Genomic DNA, 25,259 nt, shown 5'->3' with positions numbered 1-25,259 from the left:
TCCACAGTGGTCACAGGGGGCAAAATGAAACTCAACGGACTGCGCATCGGCCAGCGCCTGGCACTGGCATTCGGTGTCGTTACCGCACTGCTGGTCTTGCTCGCGGCACTGTCCACCATCCGGATCAACAGCCTCACGGGTGAAATCACGACGATGGTCAAGGACCGTTATCCGAAGACGGTCGCCGCCAACACCGTCAAGGACGACCTCAACGAAAGCACCCGCAGCATGCTCAACGTGCTGATCATGGCCGACGCCGGGCAGATCAAGAAAGAGATCGTGAATATCGCCCGTCGCACGAAGAACATGGACGAGGCGATTGCCAGCCTGCAGAAGAGCATCACCGACAGCGAAGGCCGCGCACACGTGAAGGCGATCGCCGCACTGCGCGACAAGTTCGTGCCGGCGCAGGACAAGTTCGTTGCGCTAGTCAATGAGGACAAGAAAGACGAGGCGATGGTCAAGCTGATGTTCTCGGTGCGGCCCTTGCAGCTCAAGTATTTCGAACAGCTCGACGCCTTCATCAAGCACCAGAACAGCGAGATGGAAAAAGCCGGCGATGTTTCCACGCAGGCGGCGCATCGCACCGGTTACCTGATCCTGGTGCTTGCCGCCGTGGCGGGCGTGCTGAGCGTGCTGGTCGGTTTCCTCACCACGCGCAGGATCACCGCGCCACTGACCGATGCCGTGCGCATCGCCAAACGCGTCGCCGACGGTGACCTGACCAGCCGGATCACGATCACGACGCGCGATGAAACCGGACAGCTCATGGAAGCGCTCAAGGGCATGCATGAAAGCCTGTCGAAGATCGTGGACGATGTGCGCGGCGGTGCAGAGACGATGGCCTCAGCATCGCGTGAAATGGCCAGCGGCAACATGGACCTTTCCGCGCACACGCAGGAACAGGCCAGCGCGCTGCAGCAGACGGCGGCATCGATGGGCACGCTGACCAGCACGGTGCGCCAGAACGCGGAGAATGCGCGCCAGGCGAACCAGCTCGCCGCTTCCGCATCGGAAGTGGCGGAGAAGGGCGGCGCGGTCGTGTCGCAGGTGGTGCAGACCATGGGCTCGATCAACGATTCCTCGCGCAAGATCGTGGACATCATTGCCGTGATCGATGGCATCGCTTTCCAGACCAACATCCTCGCGCTCAATGCCGCAGTGGAAGCGGCGCGCGCCGGCGAGCAGGGCCGCGGTTTCGCGGTGGTCGCTTCCGAGGTGCGCAGCCTGGCACAGCGTTCCGCATCGGCGGCGAAGGAAATCAAGACGCTCATCGGCGATTCCGTCGACAAGGTCGCCGAAGGCAGCAAGCTGGTCGATCAGGCCGGCGCGACGATGGACGAAGTGGTCGCCAGTGTCAGGCGCGTGACCGACATCATGCACGAGATCACTGCGGCCAGTCAGGAACAGAGCGCCGGCATCGAGCAGATCAACCACGCGATCGTGCAGATGGATGGCGTGACGCAGGAGAACGCGGCGCTGGTCGAGGAAGCGGCGGCTTCGGCGGAAACCATGCAGAACCAGGCTGCCGGACTGGCGCAACTGGTGAGCGTATTCAAGGTCGACGGCGCGCCGGCGCTCAACGGCCACACAGGAAAGATCGAGGCACCCGTGGCAAAACCGCGCGTGCAAGCGAAGGTGAAGAAGCTGGCGGCGGCACCCCGCGCACCGGCAGGTGCCAACGACAATTGGGAGGAGTTCTGACGGCATGCACCGGCGAACGACCCGTGACGACAACATAAGAAATTAAAGGGAGCGTGAACATGAACAAACGCATCAAGTGGCTGCTCGCCATGGGGTGCCTGGTGGCAGGGCTGAACCAGGGTGTGATGGCAGCGGAAGTGGGCGGCGTGAAGCTGGAAGACAGCGTGCGCGTGGCCAACCAGGAACTGAAACTGAACGGCGCCGGCATTCGCAGCTGGGCAATCTTCAAGGTCTATGCAGCCGGGCTCTACCTGCCGGAAAAGAAAAAGACCGTGCAGGATATCCTCGCATCGAATGGCCCGCGCCGCATGCGCATGGTGCTGCTGCGCGACATCAGCAGCGATGAAATGGGCCAGGCGTTCATGGACGGCCTGAACAAGAATTCCGACAAGACGGAGAAGGCGAAATTCGTCAACCAGACCGTCAAGATGGGCGAGATCTTTGCCTCCATCCCTGCCCTGAAGGCAGGCGACACCATCACCAATGACTGGATCCCGGGCTCAGGCATGCACGTGCTCGTGAACGACAAGCGCGTCGGCGACATCCTGCCGGACGTCGCCTTCTACAATGCCTTCCTGAAAATCTGGCTGGGTGAAAAGCCGGCCGACAGCAGCCTGAAGCAGGCGCTCATTGGTAACTGACTGACCGCAAAAAAGACTGTGTCCACGGAAAGCACGGAAAGCACGGAAAATATTTTTGAATTTCGTGTTTTTCGTGTTTTCCGTGGACAAGGGATTTTTTGCGTGGATGAGGCCCGCTGTCCGTTATCCAGGAGCTTTGCCTGGATGCGCTACGCGTCGACCCAGTTCGCGTTCGGGAATTTTTCGCGGAACGCTTCCGGCATTGGCACGACTTTGCGGCTCTTGTAGTTGAAGAATACGAAGCCCGACTTGGCCATCGCCACCATCGCTCCGTCCGCTGGGCGCGTGATGCGGAAGGTGATGTCGCCGCCGTATCGGTTGAAATCCATCACGCCGACTTCGAACAGCAAATGGTCGCGCGCGTGCGCTTCGGTCTTGTAGGTCGTGGCGAGGTCGGTCACGATGATGCCGATGCCGTCCTCGCGGTTTTCCTCGATGCCGAATTCAAACATGAAGCGGGCGCGCGCTTCGGAAATCATCGAGATCATCGAGTCGTTGCCAAGATGGTTGGCGGCGTTGATGTCGGTCACGCGCACCGTGAGTTGCGTGGAGTAGTAGTACTGGTGTTCGGGGAATTCAAGTTTCAGGCGGGCCATCGTGGATCTCGTTTGCAGGGAATGCCGCTTCGCGCGACTGGCGCATTTTACCTTTCGACGCGGCAATGCGCCCGTTGACATGGCCTGCGCCAGTGAAAGGATCAGCAATACGTGAACAAATGCGGCCCGCCGGCCTCAAAACCGCATTGCCACGCATTGCTATTTCGGCAGGAGGGCCGCGCCTGTGAAAATCCCGATGCTTGTGACCTTGCTGGTGGTGGCGATGCTCGCCGCCCTCGCGCCCATCTTCCTGGTGTTGTGAGAATGCCATGAGTAATGGATCAACGGTCCTGCTCCGGCTTGTTGCCTGATGCCTTCCGGCCGGGCTGGGCTTTTCCCGGTGCGGGAGAGGGAATGTTCGCTCCCGGGTCCGACAATTCCTCGTCGCTGATTTCCCTGCCCGGCGGGTCGATGAAGCGCGCGACTTTTTCCAGCGTGCCTTCATCCTTGCCTTGCTTTTCTGCGCGGTTGTCGTCCTGCGTACTGTTCGTCCTGGAGTTCATGTCAAGCTCCTGTTTCAAATCAGTTGCGACAAAGCGGGATGCCTAATGTTCCGGTCGTACGCGGGCGCGGAAGCAGACCGGAGAAGATGACGTTACACTTGTCGGAAAGTGTGATTGTTTCCTGCCATGCCCCAGATTCCCGACGAGAAAGACGACCCGCCCCCCATGCAGCCGGAACGGCCGGGCGATGAAGAATGCTGCCAGAGCGGATGCGATCCGTGCGTCTTCGACTGGTATGCGCAAGAGCTGGAGCGATACCGCGCCGACTTCGCGGCGTGGGAGGAAAGACAGCGCAAGAAAGACAATCGCCCCGCAGGCTGATGCCGCGGGGCGATGCGTCGCAGAAACCCGAATCAGTTCGTCGTGGTCGTCAGCACCACTTGCTGTCCCGGCACCACGTCAAACATCAGCACGCCGCCCGAGATCGTGGTCGGCACCGTCGTTCCCGTCGTCGTGCGCGCCTGCACCTGGCCGTTCAAGTTGGCCTTTACCGGGATCGTCACGGTGAGCGGCGACGAGCACAGTCCCGGCGTGGCCGCGCCGTCGAGCCGTACCGTGGCCTGGGTCGACGAGGCGACTGTCGCCACCGGCGTCACCTGCGGACGGCACTGGCGATAGCGCGACACGTTGAGCAGGGTATCGATCCACAGTTTCGATGAGAACTGGCTGGCGTAGGTCAGGTGGTCGATCAGGAACTGCGATGTCACCGGGCTCCAGCCGTCACCGTCCACGCCATGTCCGCCGGCGACCATCCAGCCGCCAATCGAAACAGTTTCACTCAGCGTATCGTTCGCATTCTTCAGCGCGTCGGCAAGCGTCGGCGTGTGGTCCTGGTCGAAGAAGGCCCAGCGATACGTCGGATCATCCATTGCCACCTTGCGCACCGCGTAATGGCTCTGCTCGGCAATGCTCAGCGCATGCGCCGTGTACGCATGCCACGGGAACGCGAAGGTGAGCGGCTTGACGCCGATGTGCTGCTCGATCACGGTTTGCGCATCGTTGATTTCCGTGAAGAGCGTCGAGTCGGGCAGCGTCGGGTCGGACATGTCGATGGTGTGCGTCATCGAATGGTTGCCGATCTCGTGCCCTTTTCCTGCAAGGCTCTGCCATAGCGGCCAGCCGGCGATGTCCGCCGTGCTCGCGATGATGTAGAAGGTCGCGCGCAAGCCACGGTCCTCGAAGATCGTCGCGATCTTGGCGGCGGACGGATAGCCGTCATCGAACGTGTATGACGCTGCCGCGACCTTGTTGTCCTTGTACTTCGCCACCTTCGACGCGGTGAAGTCGAAGCACTGGTCGATGATGCCGCTGCAATCGCCGCTTGGCGGCGGCGGTGGCGGCGGTTCCGTCGTCGTGGTCGAGGCGTACTCGCAGATCTTGTCCGCGCCCGGCAACGGGTCGCCGAACACGTTGTTGTTGCAGGCAATCGAGCCGGTGGCGGTGCGCGTCACCCAGGTGCTGTTCAACCCGTAACGCACGTCCCTGGTCCCCGTGAAGGTACACACGCCGTTCTCATTCGCGCACTTGGTCCAGGTCACATCCGTGGGCGGAGGTGGTGGCGGAGGCGGTGGTGGCGGCGGAGGAGGGGGTTCCGTCGTGGTCGAGGCGTATTCGCAAATCTTGTCCGCGCCCGGCAGCGGATCGCCGAACACATTGTTGTTGCAGGCAATCGAGTCGGTCGCGGTACGCGTCACCCAGGTGCTGTTCAGCCCATAACGCACATCCCTGGTTCCGGTGAACGTGCAGATGCCGTTCTCGTTCGCGCACTTGGTCCAGGTCACGTCCGACGGCGGCGGAGGTGGTGGCGGTGGCGGGGGCTCCGTGGTCGTGGTGGTGAGGTATTCGCAGATCTTGTCTGCACCGGGCAGCGGATCGCCGAACACGTTGTTGTTGCAGCCGATCGATCCGGTGGCGGTGAGCGTCGCCCAGGTACCGTTCAGTCCATAGCGCACCTGCGTGGTACCGCTGAAGGTGCAGGTGCCATTTTCATCGGCGCACTTGGTCCAGGTTTCGACCACCGTCTCGGCGAGCGCCATGCTGCTGCCGGAAGCCTGTCCTGCGCGGGATGTGGAGAGAGAGTCGCTGTTGCCGCCGCACCCTCCCAGTCCCAGGATTGAAAGAAGCAACAGCCCGAATAGTTTGCACCCCTCCGACATTCGCATTGATTTTCTCCGAACAGGTGTCTGGTACTACCGAACAGTCTAGTCTTGCTTTTCTTTTCACCGTTGAGACTCGTCAAATCGCATCCTGCATTGAGCGGAGGTAAGGAAAGAGCGAAATTTCTCCGCAGATAGGTCACGCCCGCAAGGCTGGCGAGGAAAGCCAGGATATGAACGAGTGCGATGGTGCGATGGTGCGATAGTGCAATATGCAGCGCGCTCCATTCAAATTGATGGTCCCGGAATCGATGGTAATCTGATGGCCCGGCACAGACGCCGAGCCCTGCATGGAGTCCGCTGCCATGCCAACCATGACGATGAACTTCACAATGATCGAAACAAGAACCTTCTCCCCGGAGTACGCCGACGGCGTGCTGTCCGTGATTCTGCCGATCCAGCAGGATGAATTCCAGGTACCGATTACGCTTGAAGACCAGCCCGACCTGCTGGACATACCAGGTTTCTATCAGCGAGGCGCAGGAAACTTTTGGGTCGCGCTGGAGCAGAACCGCGTCGTCGGAACGATTGCGCTGATCGACATCGGCAATGGTCAGGGGACATTGCGCAAGATGTTCGTGCAGGCGGAATACCGCGGCAAGGCGCATGGCGTGGCGCAACGGCTGCTGGGCACCTTGCTGGACTGGTGCGCGCAGCAGGGAATGCACGAGGTATACCTCGGCACAACGGCCAAGTACCTGGCCGCACATCGCTTCTACGAGAAAAACGGATTTGCCGAGATGGCGAAAGAGGCCCTGCCGGCGACCTTTCCGCTGGTCGCCGTGGATACGAAGTTCTACCTGTGGCGATCGGGAACGGGGCGCGCCGTCGTTTGACAGCGCGCTCCTGGTACGGGCCTACTTCACATACATCAGGTCGCGCAGGAACAGCGACAGCGGCGGGAAGTAGGTGATGACCATCAGGCAGGTCAACACCACCAGCACGAAGGGGATCAGGCGCGGGATCATGCGGTCGAGCGAGATCTTCGCCACGGTGCAGGCGGCAAACAGGTTCACGCCGAAGGGCGGCGTGATCATGCCGAGCGCGAGGTTGACGATCATGATCATGCCGAAATGGACCGGATCGACGCCGAACTTGATTGCGACCGGCACGAGGATCGGCGCGAGCACGATGATCGATGCGGAGGTTTCGATGAACATGCCGATCACGAACAGTGCCGCATTCACGCCCAGCAGGAAGTAATGCGGGCTCTTCAGCGTGTCGGCCAGGAAGGCGCCGATTGCTTCCGGCACGCCGGCGCGGGTAATCATGAAGCTGAACAGTCCGGCATTGGCGATGATGAACATGATCACCGCGGACGACAGCACGGATTTCCTGACGATGCGCAGCACGTCAGCGAGTTTCGTTTCGCGATAGATGAACACGCCGAGGATCAGCGCGTAGAACACCGCGACCACCGAAGCTTCCGTCGGCGTGAAGACGCCGCCGTAGATGCCGCCGAGGATGATCACGGGCATCAGCAGCGCCAGCCAGGCCTGCCTCGCGGCGACGAGCACCGGCAGCTTGCCGACGTGGTCATTCTTGCCGTAGCCCTTGATGCGTGCATACACCACCACGAAGGCCATCAGCGCGACGCCGATCAGGATGCCGGGGCCGAAGCCGGCCATGAACAGTTCGCCGATCGAGACTTCCGCCGAGACGCCGTACAGGATCATTGGAATCGACGGCGGGATGATCACGCCGAGTTCGGCTGAGGTGGCCTGCAGCGCGGCGGCATAGTTGACCGGATAGCCATGTTTGACCAGCGCCGGGATCAGGATGGAGCCGATGGCGAAGGTGGTGGCGACCGAGGAGCCGGACACCGCCGCGAAGATCATGCAGGTCAGCACGCAGGTTGCGGCCAGCCCGCCCTGGATGCCGCCGACGAGCGACTTGGCGAATTCAACCAGGCGTTTCGAAATGCCGCCGGTTTCCATCAGGTTGCCGGCGAGGATGAAGAAGGGAATCGCCGCGAGCGGGAACTTGTTGATCGAGGTGAACATCTCCTTGGCCGCAATAAGCATGTTGGCGTGGGAGACGGAAATGCCGACGACGCTGGCCAGGCCGATCGATACCGCGATGGATACCGAAATCGCGAAGCACACGATCATCGTGATGAGCATGGTGAGGGACATGATGGACTCTTGATCGTGTGGTGGTTATTGAGCGGTTTCCAGTTCTTCGTGCTTCGGGTCGAGGAAGTTGCCGACGACGCCGAAGATCGCACACAGGCCACCGACCGGCATGGCGACATAGGCCCAGAACATCGATATCGATTCCAGCCCGGCCATGGTCTGCACGCTGCCGCGCTGGGCGTAATCCCAGCCGTACCAGATGATCACGGCGAGCAGCGCCAGCGAAAGGAGCGCGATCACGCCTTCGAGCACGCGGCGAAAGCCTGGCGGAGACAGACGGTGCATGAGGTCGATCGACACCATCGACCCGAGCCGGAAGGCTTCCGGCAGTCCCATGAACACCATCCAGATGAGGAAGAAGCGGATCAGCACTTCCGTCCATTCGGCTGGCTGCTCGAACACGAAGCGCGTCAGGATCTGGAACATGCCCAGGGACGCTGACAGGATCAGCATGAGGCAGGCGATGCCCATGGACAGGGCGGTCAGGCGGCGCTCCACCGCCAGGAAAGCAGATTTCATAGTGTTCTCTATCGGTCAGGTCTTCGGTGCCGCTACGTTAAATACATCAGCGCACTATTCCCTCCCCCTTGCAGGGGAAGGGTTAGGGGCGCCCGGCGTAGGGTGAGGGTAGTGAGGTTGAGCTATCGTAGACGTGAATTCAAGCTCACTACCCCCATCCCAACCTTCCCCCTGCAAGGGGGAAGGAGCTCGACTGCGAAATCAAGCCGGCAACATGGTTCATTCTCTGCCGGCTCAAGGTCTTCAAGGCTTCAATGACTTGTTAACAAAACGATTCCGGACACCAGTGCGCCTTTATGGAAACAACACTGGGAACGAAAACGAAGCGCCTCTTTGCACAGAGGCGCTTCATTCGCTTCCTTACTTCACCGCCTTGATCCGATCGAGATTGGCCTTGCCGAACTGCTTCTCGAAGTCGACGAACACCGGCGCGAGCGCGGCCTGGAACTTGGCCTTGTCCACCTTGTCGACCACCTGCATGCCCTTGGCGCGCAGATCGGCGACAGCGGTCTTCTCGTCGGAATCGACGCGGTCGCGGTTGGCCTTGGCGGCAACCTTCGCGGCTTCGAGGAAGGCTTTCTGGTCAGCCGGCGACAGCTTGTCGAAGGCCGCCTTGTTCATCAGGAACACGCCCGGCGAATAAACGTGGCCGGTCAGCGTCAGGTACTTCTGCACCTGCTCGAACTTGTTGGCGGTGATCACCGACAGCGGGTTTTCCTGGCCGTCGACCGTGCCCTGCTGCAGGGCAGTGAACACTTCGGTGAAAGCCATCGGCGTCGGGATGATGCCAAAGCCCTTGTACGCCTGGATGTGCACCGGGTTTTCCATGGTGCGCATCTTCAGGCCCTTCATGTCTTCCGGCGTATTGATCGGACGCTTGTTGTTGGTCATGTGGCGGAAGCCGTTCTCGCCCCAGGCCAGCGCCTTGATGCCCTTGCTGTCGAACTTCTTCAGCATCTCCTGGCCGATCGGGCCGTCCAGCACGGCGCGCGCATGCGCGTAGTCGCGGAACAGGAAGGGCACGTCGAGGATCTTCACTTCCGGCACAAAGTTCGGGATCGGGCCGGTGGAGGTCCAGGTCAGTTCCTGCGTGCCGAGCTGCACTGCTTCGACCGCTTCACGCTCCGCACCCAGCGCGCCGGAATAGAAGGTCTGGATCTTGTAGCGCCCGTTGGTGCGCTTCTCGACTTCCTTTGCCAGCGTGTCGATGGCGACGCCCTGGTGCGAATTCTGCGCGGTCGAGACGCTGATGCGCATGACGGTCTGCGCCGATGCGCCCTGCGATGCAAAGGCCATTGCCAGGCCGGATACGGCAACTGCGATAAGGCTGGAGCGGAAAGCTTTCATTGTAAGTCTCCTGTTTGTGAGGGGGAGTTCGTGGTGCTTTGAAGGTGCTGCCGGGTTGAAAACCGTTCGCCGGCGCGGATGCCGGCCATGAAGATGCGAGTGAGGTGCAATAGGCTGTCTCCCTTGATGTTGTTGTTGTTCATCGCCGGCGCCGATGCATCGTCCCCTGTACGCCGGAGCCATGGATCAGAGCGCTTTCATCCAGCCGAGCCCTTCGACCGTGCCTTTCGCGGGACGGTATTCGCAGCCCAGCCAGCCGTCGTAGCCGAGTTCGTCGAGCAGGCGGAACAGATAGCCGTAATTCACTTCGCCGGTGTCCGGTTCATTGCGTTCAGGCACGCCGGCGATCTGGATATGGCCGATGTGCGGCAGGTAGCGCCGCACCTTCATCGCGATGTCGCCCTCGACGATCTGCACATGGTAAAAATCCATCTGCACCTTCAGGTTGGGCGCGCCGACTTCCTCGCGGATCGCATGCGCATCGGCCTGCGTGTTGAGGAAATAGCCGGGGATGTCGCGCGTGTTGATCGGCTCGATCAGTACGGTGATGTCATGCTTCGCAGCCTCGGCGCACGCGTAGCGCAGGTTGGCGATGAAGGTGGCGCGATGCTGCGCCGGGTCGGCACCCTGCGGCAGCAGGCCTGCCATCGCATGCAATCGCGGTGTGCCGAGCGCCTTCGCGTACCTGATCGCCGTCGCCACTCCCTCGCGGAATTCCGCTTCGCGCCCTGGCAGCGATGCAATGCCGCGCTCGCCTTTCGCCCAGTCGCCGGGAGGCATGTTGAACAGCACGTTCTCGAGGTGGTTTTCCTTGAGCTGCGCGGCGATCTCTTCCGGCGCGTGCTCGTAAGGAAAGAGGAATTCGACAGCCTTGAAACCGGCTTGTGCGGCAGCCTGGAAACGCTGCAGGAAAGGCACCTCGTTGAACATCATCGTGAGGTTGGCGGCAAATTGGGGCACGGGATTTCCTTTCAGTGGTCGAGCCTGAACGCCTGGCGCAGTTCGTCGATCTGCGCTTCGCTCAGCACGCGCGGGTTATGGCCGCGCAACAGCAGGAACAGCTTCGCGGTTTCTTCGAGTTCTTCCATCGCATTGACCGCCGCATCCAGCGTAGCGCCGGATACCACCGGGCCGTGGTTGGCGAGCAGTACGGCCGCATGCTTGCGCGCCGGGCCGCGGATGGCGTCGCCGAGCTTCGGATCGCCGGGACGGTGGTAGGGAATCAGCGGCAGCTTGCCGATCTTCATGACGAAGTAGGCGGTGAGCGGCGGAATGCAATCGGATGCATCGAGGCCGGACATGCACGACACCGCCGCGCAGTGCGTGGAGTGCAGATGCACGATCGCGCCGGCGCCGCTGCGCTCTTCATACATGGCGCTGTGCAGGAAGGCCTCCTTCGATACCGGGTCGCCCGACAGCAGCTTGCCTGTCCAGTCGAGTTTCGACAGGCGCGCCGGATCGAGGCGGCCGAGACAGGAATTGGTCGGCGTCAGCAGCCAGCCGTCGTCGAGCCGCACGCTGATGTTGCCGCTGCTGCCTGTCGCCAGGCCGCGGTCGTAGAGCGATTTCCCAACCTCGCAGATTGCTTCGCGCAATGTGGATTCGTTCATGGCAGGACCCTCCATGCCTTGGTGAAGAAATCGACAGTGCCGAAATTGCCGGACTTGAGCGCGAGCGCCAGCGAAGGTTCGCCCAGGCTCGTGGTCCACGGCACGCCGGGATCGATTTGCGGGCCGATGTGCAGGCCCTTCACGCCGAGTGCGGCGACCACCGCGCCGGAGGTCTCGCCACCGGCCACGATCAGTTGCCGCACGCCGCGCTCCACGAGTCCCAGCGCGATGGCCGACAGGGCCTGCTCGACCAGCGCGCCGGCGCGTTCGGCGCCGAGCTGTGTCTGCACCATCTTCACGCTGTCCGGGCTGGCGGTAGCGTAGATCAGCGGCGTGTCGTCCTGCAGCAGCGGCGCGGCCCATGCCAGTGCCTCGCCGACCACGTCGGCGCCGGTGGCCAGCCGCAGCGGATCGACAGCGAAGGCAGGGCGGCCGTCGTCGATGTAGTCCGCCACCTGCGCCTGCGTCGCCACCGAGCAGCTGCCCGAGATCACGGCGCGCAATCCCTTCGGGACGGGCAGCTGGTCCGCCGTTGCGTCTTGCTTCAAGAGGCCGGACTTGCGGAAATTCTGAGGCAGGCCGAGCGCGACGCCTGAGCCGGCGGTGATCAGCGGCAGCCCCGCGCAGGCAGCGCCGATGCGCATCATGTCCTGGTTCGAGGTGGCGTCGACGATGGCGATCTCGAAGCCCTCGCTGCGCAGGCTGTCCATGCGCGAGACGATTGCGTCCGGGCCGGAGCGCACCGCTTCATGGTTGATGAGTCCGACCTTGCGATCCGTCTGCCGCTGCAGCACGCGCACCAAGTTGGCGTCCTTCATCGGCGTGAGTGGATGGTCGCGCATGCCGCTTTCGCTCAGCAGCACGTCGCCGACGAACAGGTAACCCTTGAAGATGGTGCGTTTGTTTTCGGGGAAGGCGGGGCAGGCGATGGTGAAGCGGGTGTTCAGTGCGCGCATCAGCGCGTCGGTGACCGGGCCGATGTTGCCGGCGTCGGTGGAGTCGAAGGTGGAACAGTACTTGAAATAGACCTGGTGGCAGCCGGCGGCCTGCAGCCACTTCAGCGCCGCCAGTGATTCCCTGACCGCATCGGCGGCCGGAGTGGTGCGCGACTTGAGCGCAATGACCACCGCGTCGATGTCTGGCGGCAGTGGCGTTTCCGGCACGCCGATCATTTGCACGGTGCGCATGCCGGCGCGCACCAGCATGCCTGCCAGGTCGGTCGCGCCGGTGAAGTCATCCGCGATGCAGCCGAGTAAGAGGGTCATGTCCTCGCCTTCTTGGTTAGGTCTTGTTATTTGCGTCGTTGCTCTTCCAGGAATTCCGGATCGGCGGTGCTGATCCGCTGCGACGCCATCTCCATGTGCTGGCGCGCGGCGGCGCGCGCGGCCTCCGGATCCCGGGCGGCGATCGCGTCATAGATCGCCTTGTGCTCTTCCCGCACCTGCGAGCGGGTGGCTTCCTGCCGCGCTTCCCATGCGCGCGAGATGGAGATCGTGCCTTTCAGGAACTGGCCGAGGAAGTCCCACAGTGCGAGGAAATGCGGATTGGCCGTGGCGCGCGCGATGCTGCGATGGAATTCCATGTCCGGCGCAACACCGTCCCCGCCCACCGCCACTGCGGTGTCGATGGCCTTCAGCCTGGCGCGGATGTCCGCGACCTGTTCCGGCGTGGCGCGCTCGGCGGCCAGCGCCGCGATTTCGGCTTCCAGGCCGCGACGCAGCTCGGCGACCTGCAGGACCGACTGGATGGAATCGACCACGGTGGGGTCGATGCGGAAGGGGGTGTCCGGGCCGACTTCGCGCACGAACACGCCGCTGCCCTGGCGCGATTCGACCAGCCCTTCGGATTTCAGCCGCGATACCGCCTCCCGGATCACCGTACGGCTCACGCCGAAACGCTGCGCCATCTCCGTTTCCGACGGCAGGCGCGACTTGGCGGGGTAGGCGCCGCTGCGGATCAGTTCCAGCAGGGCGTGCGTGACCCGGTCCGGCATGGTCGCGTTGGCGGTCAGCGGTTCAACCTGGAATGCAGGCGTGTTCGGCATCCGGCCCTCAAGTGTGGCAAAAATAGATATGATGTCTGCTCATCATACAACTTTGTTCTTTGTACTACAATATGCCTGCAAGCAAGTGGCGGGACCTGGTTAACCCGCCTGAAAATCGGCCGCGCCGCTGTGTTCCGGTCGCGGGCAGGATTCACGCAACGGCGCCGGACAGCGCGCCTTACTGACAGGGGAAATCATGCGGGTACTCATCACAGGCGGCGCCGGACTGCTCGGCGCGAAACTGGCGAAACGTCTTCTGGAACGCGGAACCCTGGCCAACGCGCAGGGGCGGCAAAATCCGATCACGCGCATTACCCTGCTCGACGTGGTTCCCGCCCGGGGTTTCGACGATCCGCGCATCGAAGTGGTGACCGGCGACATCGCCGACGCGAAGATGATCGAAGCCGTGCTCACGCCCGACATCGATTCCGTGTTCCATCTCGCCGCCATCGTGAGCGGCCAGGCCGAAGCCGACTTCGACCTCGGCATGCGCATCAATTTCGACGCCACGCGCCTGATCCTCGAGCGCGCCCGCCGCAACGGCAACAAGCCGCGCTTGGTCTTCACCAGTTCGGTGGCGGTGTTCGGCGGCGAACTGCCGGAGAAGGTGCCTGATTCGCAGGTGCCGACGCCGCAAAGCTCGTATGGCGCGCAAAAGGTGATGGGCGAACTGCTGGTCAACGATTACAGCCGCAAGGGCTTCATCGACGGCCGCGCCTTGCGCATGCCGACCGTGTGCGTGCGGCCCGGCGCGCCGAACAAGGCGGCATCGAGCTTCGCCAGCGGCATCATCCGCGAACCGCTCAATGGCGTCGAAGCCATCTGCCCCGTCGCGCCGGAAACCCCGATGTGGCTGCTCTCGCCGCGCTATGCCATCGAAAGCCTGATCCACGGCCATGACATCGACGGCAGCCTGTTCGGCAGCAGCCGAGCGCTCAGCCTGCCCGGGCTGGCGACCACGGTCAAGGACATGGTGGCCGCGCTCGAGCGCGTCGCCGGGCCGGAAGCTGCACAGCGCATCCGCTGGCAGCAGGACCCGGCGGTCATCCGCATCGTCAATTCCTGGCCGGGCAATTTCGTGACTGCGCGCGCGAATGCGATGGGCTTCCGGCATGATGAAAGCTTCGACGACATCATCCGGGCCTATATCGAGGATGAGATGACGAAGGCCGGTTGAACGAATCAAATTTGTCCACGGAAAACACAGAAAACACGGAATATTTTCTAGCGGATTTCTTCCGTGTCTTTCGTGTTTTCCGTGGACACTCTATCGAGGCGCTCTCCATCACACCGGACAGGCGCGGCAACGTCGCGATTTCTCACTTCATGTAATGTTGCGTGACCACTGAAACGGATCGCGGCGCATGCCGCAAGACCCGACATCATCACTTTTGTCCACGGAAAACACAGAAAACACGGAATAATTTCTAGTCGATTTCTTCCGTGTTTTTCGTGTTTTCCGTGGACCCTCTATCGAGGCCTCTCCATCACAGCGAACAGGTGCGGGAACGCCGCGATTTCTCACTTCATCTAATGTTGCGTGACGAACTTAAACGGGTCGCGGCGCATGCCGCAAGACCCGGCGTCATCACTTTTCCACAATCATTAGAAGGAGTCCCGCCATGTCCAGAATTTCTCCCGCCATCATCGCCGCGCTGTTTGCTTTCGCCGCCGGCACTTCCCATGCGCAGTCGAGTGCGCCGAACGACGCGCAGATCGCCGCCATCGTGGTTGCTGCCAATTCGGTCGATATCGATGCCGGCAAGCTCGCCGAAAAGAAGGCGCACGACAAGCAGGTGAAGGAGTTCGCCAAGCGCATGGTCACCGACCATACCGGCGTCAACAAGCAGGCCACCGAGCTCGTCACGAAACTGCATGTGACGCCCGAAGAGAACGACACCAGCAAGAGCCTGAAGGACAACGGCGCGAAGGAGCGGGAAAAACTCAAGGGACTGAAGGGGAAGGCGTTCGACAAGGAGTATGTCGATAACGAGGTTACCTACCACCAGGCGGTGCTCGACGCTATCGACAAGACGCTGATTCCGAATGCGAAAAATGACGAGCTGAAGGCATTGCTGGAAAAGGTCCGTCCGGCGATTGACGCGCACTTGCAGCACGCGAAGCAGATCCAGGCTTCCCTGAAATAAGGAGCGATCATGCGGACCAGAATGCGCCATGGAGGATCGCTGCTGCTTGCCCTTGCCTTGCTCGGCGTATCCGCCGGCGCGCTGGCCGATCGCACGCCGGCGCGGCATGAGGTCGTGATCGAAGCGATGCGCTACGCGCCGCAGACGCTCGAGGTGAAGGCAGGCGACACGGTGGTGTGGACGAACAAGGATCCGTTTCCGCATACCGTGACTGCGCAGAACCATGCCTTCGACTCCGGCGAAATCGCCGCGGACGGAAGCTGGAAATTCAAGCCGGTACGCAAGGGGACCTTCACCTACATGTGCACCCTGCATCCCACGATGAAGGCAACCCTGATCGTGAGGTGACCGGACGCGCCGGTCACCTTGCCATCGGCATCAGGGCTCGATGCTGACGCGCTTGATCGGTTCGTGCTGATGTGACTGGATCTTTTCCTTGTGGCGCATGACCTGGCGGTCGAGCTTGTCCACCAGGCCGTCGATCGCCGCGTAGAGGTCAACGTCATAGTGTTCGACGTGAACGACATTGCCCTTCATGCGCACGTTGACCTCGGCGCGCTGCCGCTTGTCCTTCTCGGAAGGCTTTTCAACGCCAAGGATCACCGCTGCGTCGATGATCTGGTCGAAATGACGGACCACCCGTCCAAGCTTGTCTTCCACATAGGCGCGCAGCGCCGGTGTGACTTCAATGTGCTGCCCAGTAATCATCAGGTTCATACAGTTGACTCCAGAATGCAAAGTGAGGAAACGCCATGATGCCCGGAAACGGCCGCGAGTGCCGTTGCGGTGAGACGATGTACTTCGGTGGAGGTTCATCGCGAGAAACCGGGCAGGGGAACCGGTCGAGAATCGGGTTCCCGGGCGGCCGGCAATGATACGACGCCCACAATCGCCCGAAACATGCGCCATGTCAATAAAACATGGAGTTGCGTGCGTCGTCGGAAAACTGTTGCTTTTATGTCCGTGCATGATGGCTTGTGCCGCCGGTCACATTCCTTCCGGAAAGCCGCCATTACACTGGAATTGTGCAGTGGAGGTCATCATGGGAAGAACGCTTCATAACAGGATACGGCTTTGCAGCAGATATTACGCATGGCTTCGCTTGAGGGTGCTGCTGCGGCGTGAGCAGCACTGACGCCGCGGGCCATGCCGCATGTATCAATGCAGGAATCAGTACGTGTCGTACACGGACTGGCGACGCTCGAACAGCGGGCGGCGGCCGGAAACGTCGATCGCCCTGCGGTGCGGATACGGTCCTGCCAGAAAGAAATTGACCGGATTGCGACGTTCCGACGTCCGGTCCCCGTAACGCCTCGACCGCATCTGCGTGCGCACCGACAGCACGGCAAGCGCGGCCAGTCCTCCCGCAACCCCGGCCAGCAAGGCAGTGCGCGCGATCGGGCGCCTGGAACTTCCGGATCCTTCCCGTTGCTTTTCATTGTTCATCATGATCCACCTCCCTCCGGTGAGGTCTTGAGATCGCGCGGTGTGCGCACCATCCATTACTTATGACTCCGCACCTTGCCGTTTTGTTCTTCGCAAGATCGTAGCCGCCGAGGGCTGCGCTTCAAGGGTGCGGAATGTCGAGCCCTTTTACGACTGCCGGACGGACGAGGAAAGCATCGAGCGCACGCGTGACATGCGGAAAATCCGCGATGCTCACGAGGTCGCCAGCGCCATAAAAGCCGATCAGGTTGCGCACCCAGGGGAAGGTCGCGATATCCGCGATGGTGTAATCCTTGCCCATGATCCACTCCCGGTTTTCCAGGCGGACGTCCAGTACACCGAGCAGGCGTCGCGTTTCCTGCACGTAACGGTCGCGCGGCCGCTTGTCCTCATAGTCCTTGCCGGCAAACTTGTGGAAGAAGCCGACCTGCCCGAACATCGGCCCGATGCCGCCCATCTGGAACATCAGCCACTGGATCGTCTCGTAGCGCAGCGCCGGGTCGGCCGGCATGAAGCGCCCGGACTTGTCGGCGAGATAGAGCAGTATCGCGCCCGACTCGAAAAGCGGCAGCGGCTTGCTGCCCGGACCGTTGGGGTCGATGATGGCCGGGATCTTGTTGTTCGGGTTGAGCGACAGGAATTCCGGAGACATCTGGTCATTGCTGTCGAAGCTGACGAGATGCGGCTCATAGGGCAGGCCGGTCTCTTCGAGCATGATGGATACCTTCACGCCATTGGGCGTGGGCAGCGAATAGAGCTGGATGCGGTCGGCATGCCGCGCGGGCCATTTGCGTGTAATGGGGAATGTGGAAAGATCGGTCATGCGGTTTCCTTGGATGGCGAGTGAACGAGAACTATAAACGCTTCGCATTTTCCTGTCCTGCCGCGCCCTGTCCGTGGTATTGACGGGCGGCAAAGTCATCGCTGCAGGAATGGGTTTATGCTTGCATTGCGGATACGCCGATGCCGGCCTTGAGCAGGATCAATCCGGGCACATCCGGCGTGGCGCAACAGAAGATCGAAAGGTCAAGATTCCCTCATGCCCTCCAAGACAATCTCCCTCCCGCGCCGTGTCGCGGCCATGCTGGCCTGCCTCACCATCCTTGCATTGCATGACGCAGCCACCGCCGCCACCTCTCCCAGTTGCCTGATTCCAAGTGCATGGACGGTGCTGGAAAAGGCGCCGTTCCGCACCGTGCCTGCTGCCAATGTCCTTGGTGACATGGCGAAGCGCGACGTAGTGCTTCTCGGCGAACACCACGATGACGATGCGCATCATCGCTGGCAGGTGCAAACGCTGGCGGCGCTGCAACTGCTGCATCCGAACATGGTGATCGGTTTCGAGATGTTCCCGCGTCGCGTGCAGGCCGTGCTGGACCGTTGGGTCGCAGGCGAACTCACGCTCAAGCAGTTCCTGGAGCAGTCGGACTGGAACAAGGTGTGGAACACCTCGCCCGATCTCTATGTGCCGCTGTTCGAGTTCGCGCGCATCAACCGCATACCGATGCTGGCCCTGAACGTGGACGCGGCGCTCAACAGGGCTGTGCGCGACAAAGGCTGGGACAAGGTGCCCGAGGCACAGCGCGAGGGTGTGGGGCGTGCCGCGGCACCGAGCGAGGCTTATCGCGATTTCCTGTTCGATGTCTATCGCATGCATGCAATGCACGGCGGGACGGAGGACAAAGCGGAGAAGCCGGGCAAGTCGGACGCGGGCTTTCGCAATTTCGTCGAATCGCAGACCACCTGGGATCGTGCAATGGCCGAGGCGCTTGCCAAGCGGGCAAGCGCCGCGCAGGGCAGCGACAAGCCGCTGGTGGTCGGCATCATGGGCAGCGGGCATATCCGCTTCAATTACGGCGTGCCATACCAGCTGCGCGACCTCGGTATCCGCAACGTCGGCACCATGATGGCGGTGTCGCCGGACATGGATTGCAAGGAGATCCGCGCCGGCATGGTGGACGTTGCATTCGGCCTGCCGCCGCAGGTGGAGGCGCCGGCCCCGCCGCCGCGCCTGGGCGTGCGGCTGGAAGAGAATGAGGGCGTGGTGCGCATCCTCGAAGTCTCGCCGGGCAGCCTGGCCGAGAAGATCGGTTTGAAGGCCGGCGATCGCCTGCTGGAAGTCGCTGGCACGAACGTCAGCACGAGCGGGACGGTGGTGTCCGCGGTGCGCGCACAGCCCGCCGGAACCTGGCTGCCGATGCGGATCAAGCGCGGGGACGACACCATTGACGTGGTCGTCAAGTTTCCGGTGAACCGATGAGCAGGCTTCCCTTGCGCCATCTCCTCGGGCTGCTTTTCGTCCTGCTGTTTTCCTTCGTCGGCGCAACGGCACATGCCGTGCCGGCGCTCGATCTGCATGTCGAGCTGAATCCCGGTACGCACGAGTTCAAGGCGTACGCGGAGTTGCGCCCGCCTCCGGGTGAATTTCAATTCGCGCTGCATGAGTCCCTGCAGGTGACGAGCGCAGCGGCAGGCGGCAAGCCGCTGCAAGTGTTTCCCGCCGGGCGTGAAGGCGCCCTTCGCGCCTGGCGCGTGACCTTGCCGCCGGGCGCCCGCACGCTGCGAATCGACTACGGCGGCACGCTGCCGCCGCTCGATCGCAGCCTCGACCATCGCGGTGTGCTACACGGCCTGCCGCCGATGGCCTCGCAGGAAGGCAGTTTCCTTCCTGCCGGCAGCGGCTGGTATCCGCAGCCTGCGCCGCTGTTCGCGTATCGCGTCGCACTCAGCGTGCCTGCCGGCCAGCGCGCGCTGGTAGCGGGCCACCTGCTGTCGGAAGATGTGCCCAACGATACCACGAAGCCCTATCGTGCGAACTTCGAATTTCCGCAGCCTGCGGACGGCATCGACCTCATGGCTGGCCCGTGGATCGTGCACGAAAGAATGGTGCCGCGCACTGGCGCCGAAGGCTTGCGCCTGCGCACCTATTTTCCGCGTGAGCTGGACGCCATGCCCGGGCTGGCCGCCGCCTATCTCGAGGATACGCAACGTTACATCGACCTGTATTCGCGGCAGATCGGCGACTATCCATTCAAGGGTTTTTCCATCGTCGCCAGCCCCTTGCCGACCGGCTTCGGCATGCCGTCGCTCACCTACATCGGCGCCGAGGTGCTGAAGCTGCCTTTCATCCGCGCCACCTCGCTCGGCCACGAGATCCTGCACGACTGGTGGGGCAACGGCGTGTATGTCGACTACGAGGGCGGCAACTGGAGCGAGGGACTGACCACGTTCATGGCCGACTATGCGTACAAGGAACGCGAGTCGGCGGCGGCCGCGCGTGAAATGCGCCTGGCGTGGCTGCGCGATTTCGCGGCGGTTCCGCCGGGCGACCAGCAGACGCTGCGCGGCTTCCGCTCGCGCACGCACGGCGCGGAAGCGGCAATCGGCTATGGCAAGTCGGCGATGCTGTTCGTGATGCTGCGCGACATGATCGGCGAGGAGGCCTTCGTCAAAGGCATCCGCACGTTCTGGCACCAGCATCGCTTCAGGTCGGCAAGCTGGGATGACCTGCGCCTCGCCTTCGAGCATTCGTCCGGCAAGCCCTTGGGTGATTTCTTCCAACAGTGGCTGGCGCGCGCTGGCGGGCCGACGGTGACGATTGCCGATGCCAGCCTGGCTTCTGGAACAGCCAATGAAACAGGGAAGAAGCACGTGCAACTCGTCATCGAGCAAAGTGAGCCGCCGTATGCACTGCGCCTGCCGGTCGAGCTGGTGTATGCGAATCGCACCGAGATGCGGCGCGTGGATGTCTCGCACACTCGCGAGCAAATCAGCCTGGACGTGGATGCGCCGCCGCAAGGCGTGCGCATCGATCCCGACCTGCGCATCTGGCGCGTGCTCGAACACGACCAGCTTCCTCCCATCCTGCGGCAGTGGTTCATCGCGCGCGCGCCGCGCCTCGCCATTGTTTCGCCGCAGCTGCGAACGGCGGCAGACGAACTTGCGCGCCGCCTGTTCGAGAATCCGCCGCAAGCGGCATCGCTCGCGCAGGGTGTATCAGGAACCGAGCCGATGATGCTCATCGGCCTGCATGCAGATGTTGATGCGGCGCTGGCGCAGGCCGGCCTGCCGCCGCGGCCAAAGGAACTGGACGGGAAGGGCAGCGCGCAGGTGTGGACGGTGCCGGGCAGCCGTGTGCCGCTCGCCGTGGTATCCGCCGCCGATGCGGATGCCTTGCGCGCGCTGCTGCGGCCCTTGCCGCACTACGGCGCACAGAGCTGGCTGGTGTTCGAAGGCAGCCATGCGGCGGCGCGCGGCGTGTGGCCCGCGCCCGGGAAGATGATAAAGGTTCGCGCGGCGAAGTGAGGACCGCGCGGCCTATTTCTTCGCGCCGCGCGCCTTGGTGATTTCCATGATCGACTGCTGAAACCCGGTAGTCGGCACGGTTTCCCCGCTGCGGTCCTGCAGGCGCGCTTCGTTGGCCTTGAGCAGTTCAACCGCATCGGGACGCTCGCCGATGTACACACCGTCGCTCAAGGTAACGCTCGAACGCGAGAAGGTGCCGGCGCCGGCGCACAGGATGGTCTTGGTCGGACCGTCGCGCGACACCAGGTACAGCATGCCGGGCGTGACGCACTCCGGCTTGAGCAGCGCGAGGTCTTCAGGGCGCATCAGCTCTTCCGTCATGCGCGTGGCCGCCGTCGGTGCCAGGCAGTTGACGCGAATGCCGTACTTCTGGCCTTCGAGCGCCAGCGTTTGCATCAACCCCACCAGCGCCATCTTGGCCGCGCCGTAATTCGATTGGCCGAAGTTGCCGAACAGTCCGGAGGAAGAGGTCGTCATCACGATGCGGCCGTAATTCTGCTGCCGCATGATTTCCCACACCGCCTTGGTGCAGTGGACCGCGCCCATCAGGTGCACGTCGACGATGGCGCGGAAGTCGTCCAGCGTCATCTTCGAAAAGGTCTTGTCGCGCAGGAAGCCGGCGTTGTTCACGAGGATGTCGACACGCCCCCATTGACGCATGGCCTGGTTCACCATTTCCTCCACGGCAGCAGGGTCCGTGACAGACGCCGCGCTCGCGATCGCCTGTCCTCCGGCCGCCTTGATCTCCTCGACCACGCTTTCCGCTGGCGAGAGGGTGTTGCCGGTGCCGTCCCGGGCGACGCCGAGATCGTTGACGACGACCTTCGCGCCGCGCGCGGCCAGTTGCAATGCATGCGAACGGCCGAGGCCGCCGCCGGCGCCTGTCACGATGGCAACCTGGTCGTCGAAGCGGATGGAAGTGTGGGATGATGTAGCCATGGCTGTGAATGACCTTGAATGCGTTGAAGAAAGTTATCAGCCAACAATATTAATCGGAATCGGGTTGCGTTGTGCAAAACCTGCATGCGAGCGCTGTCAGAAAGTCAATTGACGAATCGCAAAGTTATTTCTTCCCGTCCGATGGCCGAAGTGCCCCATCGTCACAATGACCGGCGCTTCTGACAGGAATGCGCGCGGCAGCGCTTCTGCCGTCTTCATGCGGACAAGGATTTGCGGAAATGTATTACGGGGAGAGATTCAACAGCTTCAGTCACCTCGCCGGCGCCGTGCTGGCGGCATGCGGAACGACGCTTCTGATCGTCATGGCCGCGCATGCGGGCGATCCATGGAAGATCGTCAGCTTCAGCATCTACGGTACGATGCTGTTCGCGCTCTATGTCGTTTCGACGCTGTACCACAGCCTGCGCGGCACTGCGAAGGATGTGCTGCGCAAGCTTGACCACTGCGCGATCTACCTGCTGATCGCGGGCACGTATACACCATTCACGCTGGTGACGCTGCGCGGCCCGCTCGGCTGGGCTCTGTTCGGAACGATCTGGGGGCTCGCCGTGATCGGCATCGTGCAGGAGCTCTGCATCGCGAAAGGCGCGCGCGTGCTGTCGATCGTGATCTATGTGCTGATGGGCTGGATGGCGCTGCTGGCCGTCGTGCCGCTGATCTCGGCGCTGAGCTGGAGTGGCTTCGGCTGGCTTGCAGCCGGCGGCGCGGCGTATACCTTCGGCCTGGTGTTCTATGTCCGCGACGAACGCATGGTTCACGGTCACGGCATCTGGCACCTGTTCGTGCTCGGCGGCAGCGCGTGCCACTATCTTGCGATCCTGCTGCATGTTGTGTAGCTTGCTAAAAAACCATTGTCCACGGAAAACACTAGGCGTGCCCCACGAAAAACACGAAATCAAATGTCTTGTTCGTGTGTTTCGTGTTTTTCGTGGACGCCTCTAATACCTTGGCTACAAGACGGATCATTAAGACATGGATAACCTGGAAATCAACGGTGTTTTCCGTGCTTTCCGTGGGGCACGCCTAGTGTTTTCCGTGGACACTCTTCTCCCGCTCCGCAAAATACTCCTCGAAAAATTCCACGCACACGCGGATCTTGGCTGAGCCGGTCAGGCGTTGCGGATACACCGCCCAGATATTCGCATCCTGCTGGTAGTCCGGAAGAATTCTGACCAGCTCGCCGCGCGCAATATGCGGCTCCACATCCCACATCGAGCGCAGCATGATGCCCGCGCCTTCCATCGCCCAGCGCACCACGATCTCGCCATGGTTCGATGACAGCGGTCCGGTCACCTTCACCGTGGTTTCCTGCGCGCCGTTGCGCAGCTTCCATACACCGAACGGATGGTCGCGCTCCTTGATCACGAGACAATCGTGGTTGGACAGTTCATGCAGCGTCTTCGGCGTGCCGCGCTTCGCCAGATATCGCGGTGAGGCGCACAGGATGCGGTAGTTGGATGCCAGCCGCTTCGCGATCAGGTGCGATGCAATCTCGTCGCCGACGCGGATGTCGAGGTCGAAACCTTCGCTGGCGATGTCGATTAGCCGGTCGAACACTTCGAAGCGGACCTGCAGCGCGGGATATTTCTCGACCAGCTGCGCGATGGCCGGCGCCACCACGTTGCGGCCAAAACCGAAGCTGCTGCAGATGCGCAGCTGGCCGCGTGGCATGCGGCGCGTGGCGGAAACGTCATCGTACAGGTGGTCGATGTGCTCGAGGATCGCCTGCGCGCGGGCATAGACGCGCTCGCCATCCTCGCTGACGGCGACGCGCCGCGTGGTGCGGTGGAACAGCTTCACACCGAGCGTCTTCTCGAGAATGCCGATCCGCTTGCTGATGTAGGCGGGAGACATGCCCAGTTCTTCGGCTGCGCCGGCAAAGCTCGCTTTGCGCGCCACCGTCACGAATACCCGCAGGTCGTCATTGTTCACGATACGTGTCTTGTCCATTCACATATCGGGGCATTGTAAACGAACTGTTCTGGTCTATGCTTGTGCCATCCCTCGATTTCGGACCCAGGAGAAAGTTGATGAAAAAGCACAAGATCGCAGTCATCGCCGGCGACGGCATCGGCAAGGAAGTGATGCCGGAAGGCCTGCGCGCCGTCGAGGCCGCCGCGCGCAAGTTCAACATCGCGCTGGAATTCACCACCTTCGAATGGGCCAACTGCGACTACTACCTGCAGCACGGCAAGATGATGCCGGATGACTGGTTCGAGCAGCTGAGCCAGTTCGAGGCCATCTACTTCGGCGCAGTCGGCTGGCCGGCCACCGTGCCGGACCACATTTCGCTGTGGGGCTCGCTGATCCAGTTCCGCCGCCAGTTCGACGAATACATCAACCTGCGCCCGGTGCGCCTGATGCCCGGCGTGCCCTGCCCGCTGGCCAACAAGAAGCCGGGCGACATCGATTTCTACGTGGTGCGTGAAAACACTGAGGGCGAGTATTCCTCCGTCGGCGGTCGCATGTTCATGGGCACCGACCGCGAGTTCGCCCTGCAGGAAGCAGTGTTCACGCGCCACGGCGTGGACCGCGTCCTGAAGTACGCCTTCGACCTCGCGCAGCGCCGCCCGAAGAAGCACCTTACGTCCGCCACCAAGTCGAATGGCATCTCCATCAGCATGCCGTTCTGGGACGAGCGCGTGGAAGCCGTGGCGAAAGAATATGCCGATGTGACGTGGGACAAGTATCACATCGACATCCTCTGCGCGCGTTTCGTGATGAGCCCGGAACGCTTCGACGTGGTGGTGGCATCCAACCTGTTCGGCGACATCCTGTCCGACCTCGGCCCGGCCTGCACCGGCACCATCGGCATTGCGCCCTCGGCCAACCTCAATCCGGAGCGCAAGTTCCCCTCGCTGTTCGAACCGGTGCACGGTTCTGCGCCGGACATCTACGGCAAAAACATTGCCAACCCGATCGCGATGGTCTGGTCGGGCGCGATGATGCTCGACTTCCTCGGCCAGGGCGACGCGAACTACACCGCCGCGCATGACGCCATCCTGAAGGCGATCGAACAGAGCATCCTCGACGGGGCAGTGACGCCGGACCTCGGCGGCAAGGCATCCACCACGGAAGCGGGCAAGGCGATCGCGGCGGCGATCTGAAGTTCGACGCGGGCCTGTGGTGTCTTGACATGCCGTAGG

General features: G+C 62.3%; 28 protein-coding genes. 11 read left to right on the top strand and 17 right to left on the bottom strand.

What is annotated here, in order from left to right; translation table 11 throughout:
* Positions 1-24 precede the first annotated feature (24 nt).
* Entirely contained in the window at positions 25-1,704 is a 1,680-nt protein-coding gene (locus tag VJ698_RS18565) for a methyl-accepting chemotaxis protein (protein ID WP_324104288.1), read from the top strand.
* A gap of 59 nt (positions 1,705-1,763) precedes the next feature.
* Complete coding sequence (locus VJ698_RS18560) at positions 1,764-2,345, top strand: chalcone isomerase family protein (protein WP_324104287.1); 582 nt, start codon at positions 1,764-1,766, stop codon at positions 2,343-2,345.
* 149 nt (positions 2,346-2,494) lie between these two features.
* On the opposite strand, the gene VJ698_RS18555 is transcribed toward VJ698_RS18560, so the two are convergent.
* From VJ698_RS18555 to VJ698_RS18545, 3 genes are read right to left on the bottom strand one after another with little or no spacing between them, the layout of a single operon-like run.
* Positions 2,495-2,941 (bottom strand): thioesterase family protein, encoded by a 447-nt coding sequence (locus VJ698_RS18555; protein ID WP_324104286.1) that lies wholly within the window; start codon positions 2,939-2,941, stop codon positions 2,495-2,497.
* A complete protein-coding gene (locus VJ698_RS18550) occupies positions 2,922-3,212 on the bottom strand; it encodes a hypothetical protein (protein ID WP_324104285.1) in 291 nt (96 codons plus the stop codon). Before VJ698_RS18550 ends, VJ698_RS18555 begins: the two co-directional genes overlap by 20 nt.
* 10 nt (positions 3,213-3,222) lie before the next feature.
* Positions 3,223-3,444 carry a hypothetical protein gene (locus VJ698_RS18545; protein WP_324104284.1) on the bottom strand — a complete coding sequence of 74 codons (222 nt, stop codon included), beginning with the start codon at positions 3,442-3,444 and terminating at the stop codon, positions 3,223-3,225.
* Positions 3,445-3,570: 126 nt separating this feature from the next.
* Here VJ698_RS18545 and VJ698_RS18540 point away from each other — a divergent pair, with 126 nt between their 5' ends.
* On the top strand, positions 3,571-3,765 hold the full coding sequence (locus tag VJ698_RS18540) for an oxidoreductase-like domain-containing protein (RefSeq protein ID WP_324104283.1): 195 nt from the start codon (positions 3,571-3,573) through the stop codon (positions 3,763-3,765).
* A gap of 32 nt (positions 3,766-3,797) precedes the next feature.
* Here VJ698_RS18540 and VJ698_RS18535 read toward each other — a convergent pair whose 3' ends face one another.
* A complete protein-coding gene (locus VJ698_RS18535; protein WP_324104282.1) occupies positions 3,798-5,480 on the bottom strand; it encodes a polysaccharide deacetylase family protein in 1,683 nt (560 codons plus the stop codon).
* Between the two features lie 425 nt (positions 5,481-5,905).
* Between VJ698_RS18535 and VJ698_RS18530 the strand changes: the two genes are divergently transcribed.
* On the top strand, positions 5,906-6,436 hold the full coding sequence (locus VJ698_RS18530; RefSeq protein ID WP_324104281.1) for a GNAT family N-acetyltransferase: 531 nt from the start codon (positions 5,906-5,908) through the stop codon (positions 6,434-6,436).
* A 21-nt stretch (positions 6,437-6,457) separates the two neighbouring features.
* Here the strand turns inward: VJ698_RS18530 and VJ698_RS18525 are convergent, their stop codons facing one another.
* From VJ698_RS18525 to VJ698_RS18490, 8 genes are all read right to left on the bottom strand, one after another.
* Positions 6,458-7,735 carry a TRAP transporter large permease gene (locus VJ698_RS18525; protein WP_324104280.1) on the bottom strand — a complete coding sequence of 426 codons (1,278 nt, stop codon included), beginning with the start codon at positions 7,733-7,735 and terminating at the stop codon, positions 6,458-6,460.
* A gap of 24 nt (positions 7,736-7,759) precedes the next feature.
* A complete protein-coding gene (locus VJ698_RS18520) occupies positions 7,760-8,254 on the bottom strand; it encodes a TRAP transporter small permease (protein ID WP_324104279.1) in 495 nt (164 codons plus the stop codon).
* Positions 8,255-8,614: 360 nt separating this feature from the next.
* Positions 8,615-9,550 (bottom strand): TRAP transporter substrate-binding protein, encoded by a 936-nt coding sequence (locus VJ698_RS18515; RefSeq protein ID WP_414691190.1) that lies wholly within the window; start codon positions 9,548-9,550, stop codon positions 8,615-8,617.
* Between the two features lie 47 nt (positions 9,551-9,597).
* On the bottom strand, positions 9,598-9,744 hold the full coding sequence (locus VJ698_RS18510) for a hypothetical protein (protein WP_324104277.1): 147 nt from the start codon (positions 9,742-9,744) through the stop codon (positions 9,598-9,600).
* Positions 9,745-9,787: 43 nt separating this feature from the next.
* Positions 9,788-10,561: a 2-oxo-tetronate isomerase gene (otnI, locus tag VJ698_RS18505; RefSeq protein WP_324104276.1), complete on the bottom strand. Its 774-nt coding sequence runs from the start codon at positions 10,559-10,561 to the stop codon at positions 9,788-9,790.
* An 11-nt stretch (positions 10,562-10,572) separates the two neighbouring features.
* The gene (otnC, locus tag VJ698_RS18500; RefSeq protein ID WP_324104275.1) at positions 10,573-11,211 is read right to left on the bottom strand and encodes a 3-oxo-tetronate 4-phosphate decarboxylase; all 639 of its coding nucleotides are present in this window, start codon (positions 11,209-11,211) and stop codon (positions 10,573-10,575) included.
* Positions 11,208-12,476 carry a 3-oxo-tetronate kinase gene (gene otnK / locus VJ698_RS18495; RefSeq protein ID WP_324104274.1) on the bottom strand — a complete coding sequence of 423 codons (1,269 nt, stop codon included), beginning with the start codon at positions 12,474-12,476 and terminating at the stop codon, positions 11,208-11,210. Before otnK ends, otnC begins: the two co-directional genes overlap by 4 nt.
* Positions 12,477-12,502: 26 nt before the next feature.
* Positions 12,503-13,255: a FadR/GntR family transcriptional regulator gene (locus VJ698_RS18490; protein ID WP_324104273.1), complete on the bottom strand. Its 753-nt coding sequence runs from the start codon at positions 13,253-13,255 to the stop codon at positions 12,503-12,505.
* 196 nt (positions 13,256-13,451) lie between these two features.
* On the opposite strand from VJ698_RS18490, the gene denD reads away from it, so the two are divergent.
* The 3 genes from denD to VJ698_RS18475 all read left to right on the top strand — a co-directional run bounded on the left by denD (position 13,452) and on the right by VJ698_RS18475 (position 15,750).
* Entirely contained in the window at positions 13,452-14,432 is a 981-nt protein-coding gene (gene denD, locus VJ698_RS18485; RefSeq protein WP_324104272.1) for a D-erythronate dehydrogenase, read from the top strand.
* Between the two features lie 445 nt (positions 14,433-14,877).
* Positions 14,878-15,402, top strand: coding sequence for a DUF4142 domain-containing protein (locus VJ698_RS18480; RefSeq protein ID WP_324104271.1), 525 nt, complete (start codon positions 14,878-14,880; stop codon positions 15,400-15,402).
* A 9-nt stretch (positions 15,403-15,411) separates the two neighbouring features.
* Positions 15,412-15,750 (top strand): cupredoxin family copper-binding protein, encoded by a 339-nt coding sequence (locus tag VJ698_RS18475; protein WP_324104270.1) that lies wholly within the window; start codon positions 15,412-15,414, stop codon positions 15,748-15,750.
* A gap of 30 nt (positions 15,751-15,780) precedes the next feature.
* On the opposite strand, the gene hpf is transcribed toward VJ698_RS18475, so the two are convergent.
* The 3 genes from hpf to VJ698_RS18460 form a co-directional block, all read right to left on the bottom strand.
* On the bottom strand, positions 15,781-16,119 hold the full coding sequence (gene hpf, locus VJ698_RS18470) for a ribosome hibernation-promoting factor, HPF/YfiA family (RefSeq protein ID WP_324104268.1): 339 nt from the start codon (positions 16,117-16,119) through the stop codon (positions 15,781-15,783).
* A gap of 453 nt (positions 16,120-16,572) precedes the next feature.
* Complete coding sequence (locus VJ698_RS18465; protein WP_324104266.1) at positions 16,573-16,851, bottom strand: hypothetical protein; 279 nt, start codon at positions 16,849-16,851, stop codon at positions 16,573-16,575.
* Between the two features lie 118 nt (positions 16,852-16,969).
* Positions 16,970-17,671 (bottom strand): glutathione S-transferase N-terminal domain-containing protein, encoded by a 702-nt coding sequence (locus VJ698_RS18460; RefSeq protein ID WP_324104265.1) that lies wholly within the window; start codon positions 17,669-17,671, stop codon positions 16,970-16,972.
* 216 nt (positions 17,672-17,887) lie between these two features.
* On the opposite strand from VJ698_RS18460, the gene VJ698_RS18455 reads away from it, so the two are divergent.
* Together VJ698_RS18455 and VJ698_RS18450 are read left to right on the top strand one after the other, a co-directional pair.
* The gene (locus VJ698_RS18455; RefSeq protein WP_324104264.1) at positions 17,888-19,108 is read left to right on the top strand and encodes a ChaN family lipoprotein; all 1,221 of its coding nucleotides are present in this window, start codon (positions 17,888-17,890) and stop codon (positions 19,106-19,108) included.
* The gene (locus tag VJ698_RS18450; protein WP_324104263.1) at positions 19,105-21,153 is read left to right on the top strand and encodes a M1 family metallopeptidase; all 2,049 of its coding nucleotides are present in this window, start codon (positions 19,105-19,107) and stop codon (positions 21,151-21,153) included. Before VJ698_RS18455 ends, VJ698_RS18450 begins: the two co-directional genes overlap by 4 nt.
* Positions 21,154-21,165: 12 nt before the next feature.
* Here VJ698_RS18450 and VJ698_RS18445 read toward each other — a convergent pair whose 3' ends face one another.
* Positions 21,166-22,092, bottom strand: a complete 927-nt coding sequence (locus tag VJ698_RS18445; protein WP_324104262.1) for an SDR family NAD(P)-dependent oxidoreductase — start codon at positions 22,090-22,092, stop codon at positions 21,166-21,168.
* A 239-nt stretch (positions 22,093-22,331) separates the two neighbouring features.
* Here VJ698_RS18445 and trhA point away from each other — a divergent pair, with 239 nt between their 5' ends.
* A complete protein-coding gene (gene trhA / locus VJ698_RS18440) occupies positions 22,332-22,949 on the top strand; it encodes a PAQR family membrane homeostasis protein TrhA (protein ID WP_324104261.1) in 618 nt (205 codons plus the stop codon).
* A 187-nt stretch (positions 22,950-23,136) separates the two neighbouring features.
* Here the strand turns inward: trhA and ttdR are convergent, their stop codons facing one another.
* A complete protein-coding gene (gene ttdR, locus VJ698_RS18435) occupies positions 23,137-24,063 on the bottom strand; it encodes an L-tartrate utilization transcriptional activator TtdR (RefSeq protein ID WP_324104260.1) in 927 nt (308 codons plus the stop codon).
* 80 nt (positions 24,064-24,143) lie between these two features.
* Between ttdR and VJ698_RS18430 the strand changes: the two genes are divergently transcribed.
* Complete coding sequence (locus VJ698_RS18430; protein WP_324104259.1) at positions 24,144-25,220, top strand: tartrate dehydrogenase; 1,077 nt, start codon at positions 24,144-24,146, stop codon at positions 25,218-25,220.
* Positions 25,221-25,259: the final 39 nt, after the last annotated feature.

This window comes from Noviherbaspirillum sp. (assembly GCF_035254685.1).
Taxonomy (GTDB): domain Bacteria; phylum Pseudomonadota; class Gammaproteobacteria; order Burkholderiales; family Burkholderiaceae_D; genus Noviherbaspirillum.
This window is presented reverse-complemented; position numbering and strand designations above follow the sequence as displayed.

Bases quoted from the DNA above. Each gene is read 5' to 3' on its own strand.
- VJ698_RS18565 (WP_324104288.1), top strand. From the start codon at position 25: ATGAAACTCAACGGACTGCGCATCGGCCAGCGCCTGGCACTGGCATTC.
- VJ698_RS18560 (WP_324104287.1), top strand. From the start codon at position 1,764: ATGAACAAACGCATCAAGTGGCTGCTCGCCATGGGGTGCCTGGTGGCA.
- VJ698_RS18555 (WP_324104286.1), bottom strand. From the start codon at position 2,941: ATGGCCCGCCTGAAACTTGAATTCCCCGAACACCAGTACTACTACTCC.
- VJ698_RS18550 (WP_324104285.1), bottom strand. From the start codon at position 3,212: ATGGCATTCTCACAACACCAGGAAGATGGGCGCGAGGGCGGCGAGCAT.
- VJ698_RS18545 (WP_324104284.1), bottom strand. From the start codon at position 3,444: ATGAACTCCAGGACGAACAGTACGCAGGACGACAACCGCGCAGAAAAG.
- VJ698_RS18540 (WP_324104283.1), top strand. From the start codon at position 3,571: ATGCCCCAGATTCCCGACGAGAAAGACGACCCGCCCCCCATGCAGCCG.
- VJ698_RS18535 (WP_324104282.1), bottom strand. From the start codon at position 5,480: ATGGCGCTCGCCGAGACGGTGGTCGAAACCTGGACCAAGTGCGCCGAT.
- VJ698_RS18530 (WP_324104281.1), top strand. From the start codon at position 5,906: ATGCCAACCATGACGATGAACTTCACAATGATCGAAACAAGAACCTTC.
- VJ698_RS18525 (WP_324104280.1), bottom strand. From the start codon at position 7,735: ATGTCCCTCACCATGCTCATCACGATGATCGTGTGCTTCGCGATTTCG.
- VJ698_RS18520 (WP_324104279.1), bottom strand. From the start codon at position 8,254: ATGAAATCTGCTTTCCTGGCGGTGGAGCGCCGCCTGACCGCCCTGTCC.
- VJ698_RS18515 (WP_414691190.1), bottom strand. From the start codon at position 9,550: ATGGCCTTTGCATCGCAGGGCGCATCGGCGCAGACCGTCATGCGCATC.
- VJ698_RS18510 (WP_324104277.1), bottom strand. From the start codon at position 9,744: ATGAACAACAACAACATCAAGGGAGACAGCCTATTGCACCTCACTCGC.
- otnC (WP_324104275.1), bottom strand. From the start codon at position 11,211: ATGAACGAATCCACATTGCGCGAAGCAATCTGCGAGGTTGGGAAATCG.
- otnK (WP_324104274.1), bottom strand. From the start codon at position 12,476: ATGACCCTCTTACTCGGCTGCATCGCGGATGACTTCACCGGCGCGACC.
- VJ698_RS18490 (WP_324104273.1), bottom strand. From the start codon at position 13,255: ATGCCGAACACGCCTGCATTCCAGGTTGAACCGCTGACCGCCAACGCG.
- denD (WP_324104272.1), top strand. From the start codon at position 13,452: ATGCGGGTACTCATCACAGGCGGCGCCGGACTGCTCGGCGCGAAACTG.
- VJ698_RS18480 (WP_324104271.1), top strand. From the start codon at position 14,878: ATGTCCAGAATTTCTCCCGCCATCATCGCCGCGCTGTTTGCTTTCGCC.
- VJ698_RS18475 (WP_324104270.1), top strand. From the start codon at position 15,412: ATGCGGACCAGAATGCGCCATGGAGGATCGCTGCTGCTTGCCCTTGCC.
- hpf (WP_324104268.1), bottom strand. From the start codon at position 16,119: ATGAACCTGATGATTACTGGGCAGCACATTGAAGTCACACCGGCGCTG.
- VJ698_RS18465 (WP_324104266.1), bottom strand. From the start codon at position 16,851: ATGATGAACAATGAAAAGCAACGGGAAGGATCCGGAAGTTCCAGGCGC.
- VJ698_RS18460 (WP_324104265.1), bottom strand. From the start codon at position 17,671: ATGACCGATCTTTCCACATTCCCCATTACACGCAAATGGCCCGCGCGG.
- VJ698_RS18455 (WP_324104264.1), top strand. From the start codon at position 17,888: ATGCCCTCCAAGACAATCTCCCTCCCGCGCCGTGTCGCGGCCATGCTG.
- VJ698_RS18450 (WP_324104263.1), top strand. From the start codon at position 19,105: ATGAGCAGGCTTCCCTTGCGCCATCTCCTCGGGCTGCTTTTCGTCCTG.
- VJ698_RS18445 (WP_324104262.1), bottom strand. From the start codon at position 22,092: ATGGCTACATCATCCCACACTTCCATCCGCTTCGACGACCAGGTTGCC.
- trhA (WP_324104261.1), top strand. From the start codon at position 22,332: ATGTATTACGGGGAGAGATTCAACAGCTTCAGTCACCTCGCCGGCGCC.
- ttdR (WP_324104260.1), bottom strand. From the start codon at position 24,063: ATGGACAAGACACGTATCGTGAACAATGACGACCTGCGGGTATTCGTG.
- VJ698_RS18430 (WP_324104259.1), top strand. From the start codon at position 24,144: ATGAAAAAGCACAAGATCGCAGTCATCGCCGGCGACGGCATCGGCAAG.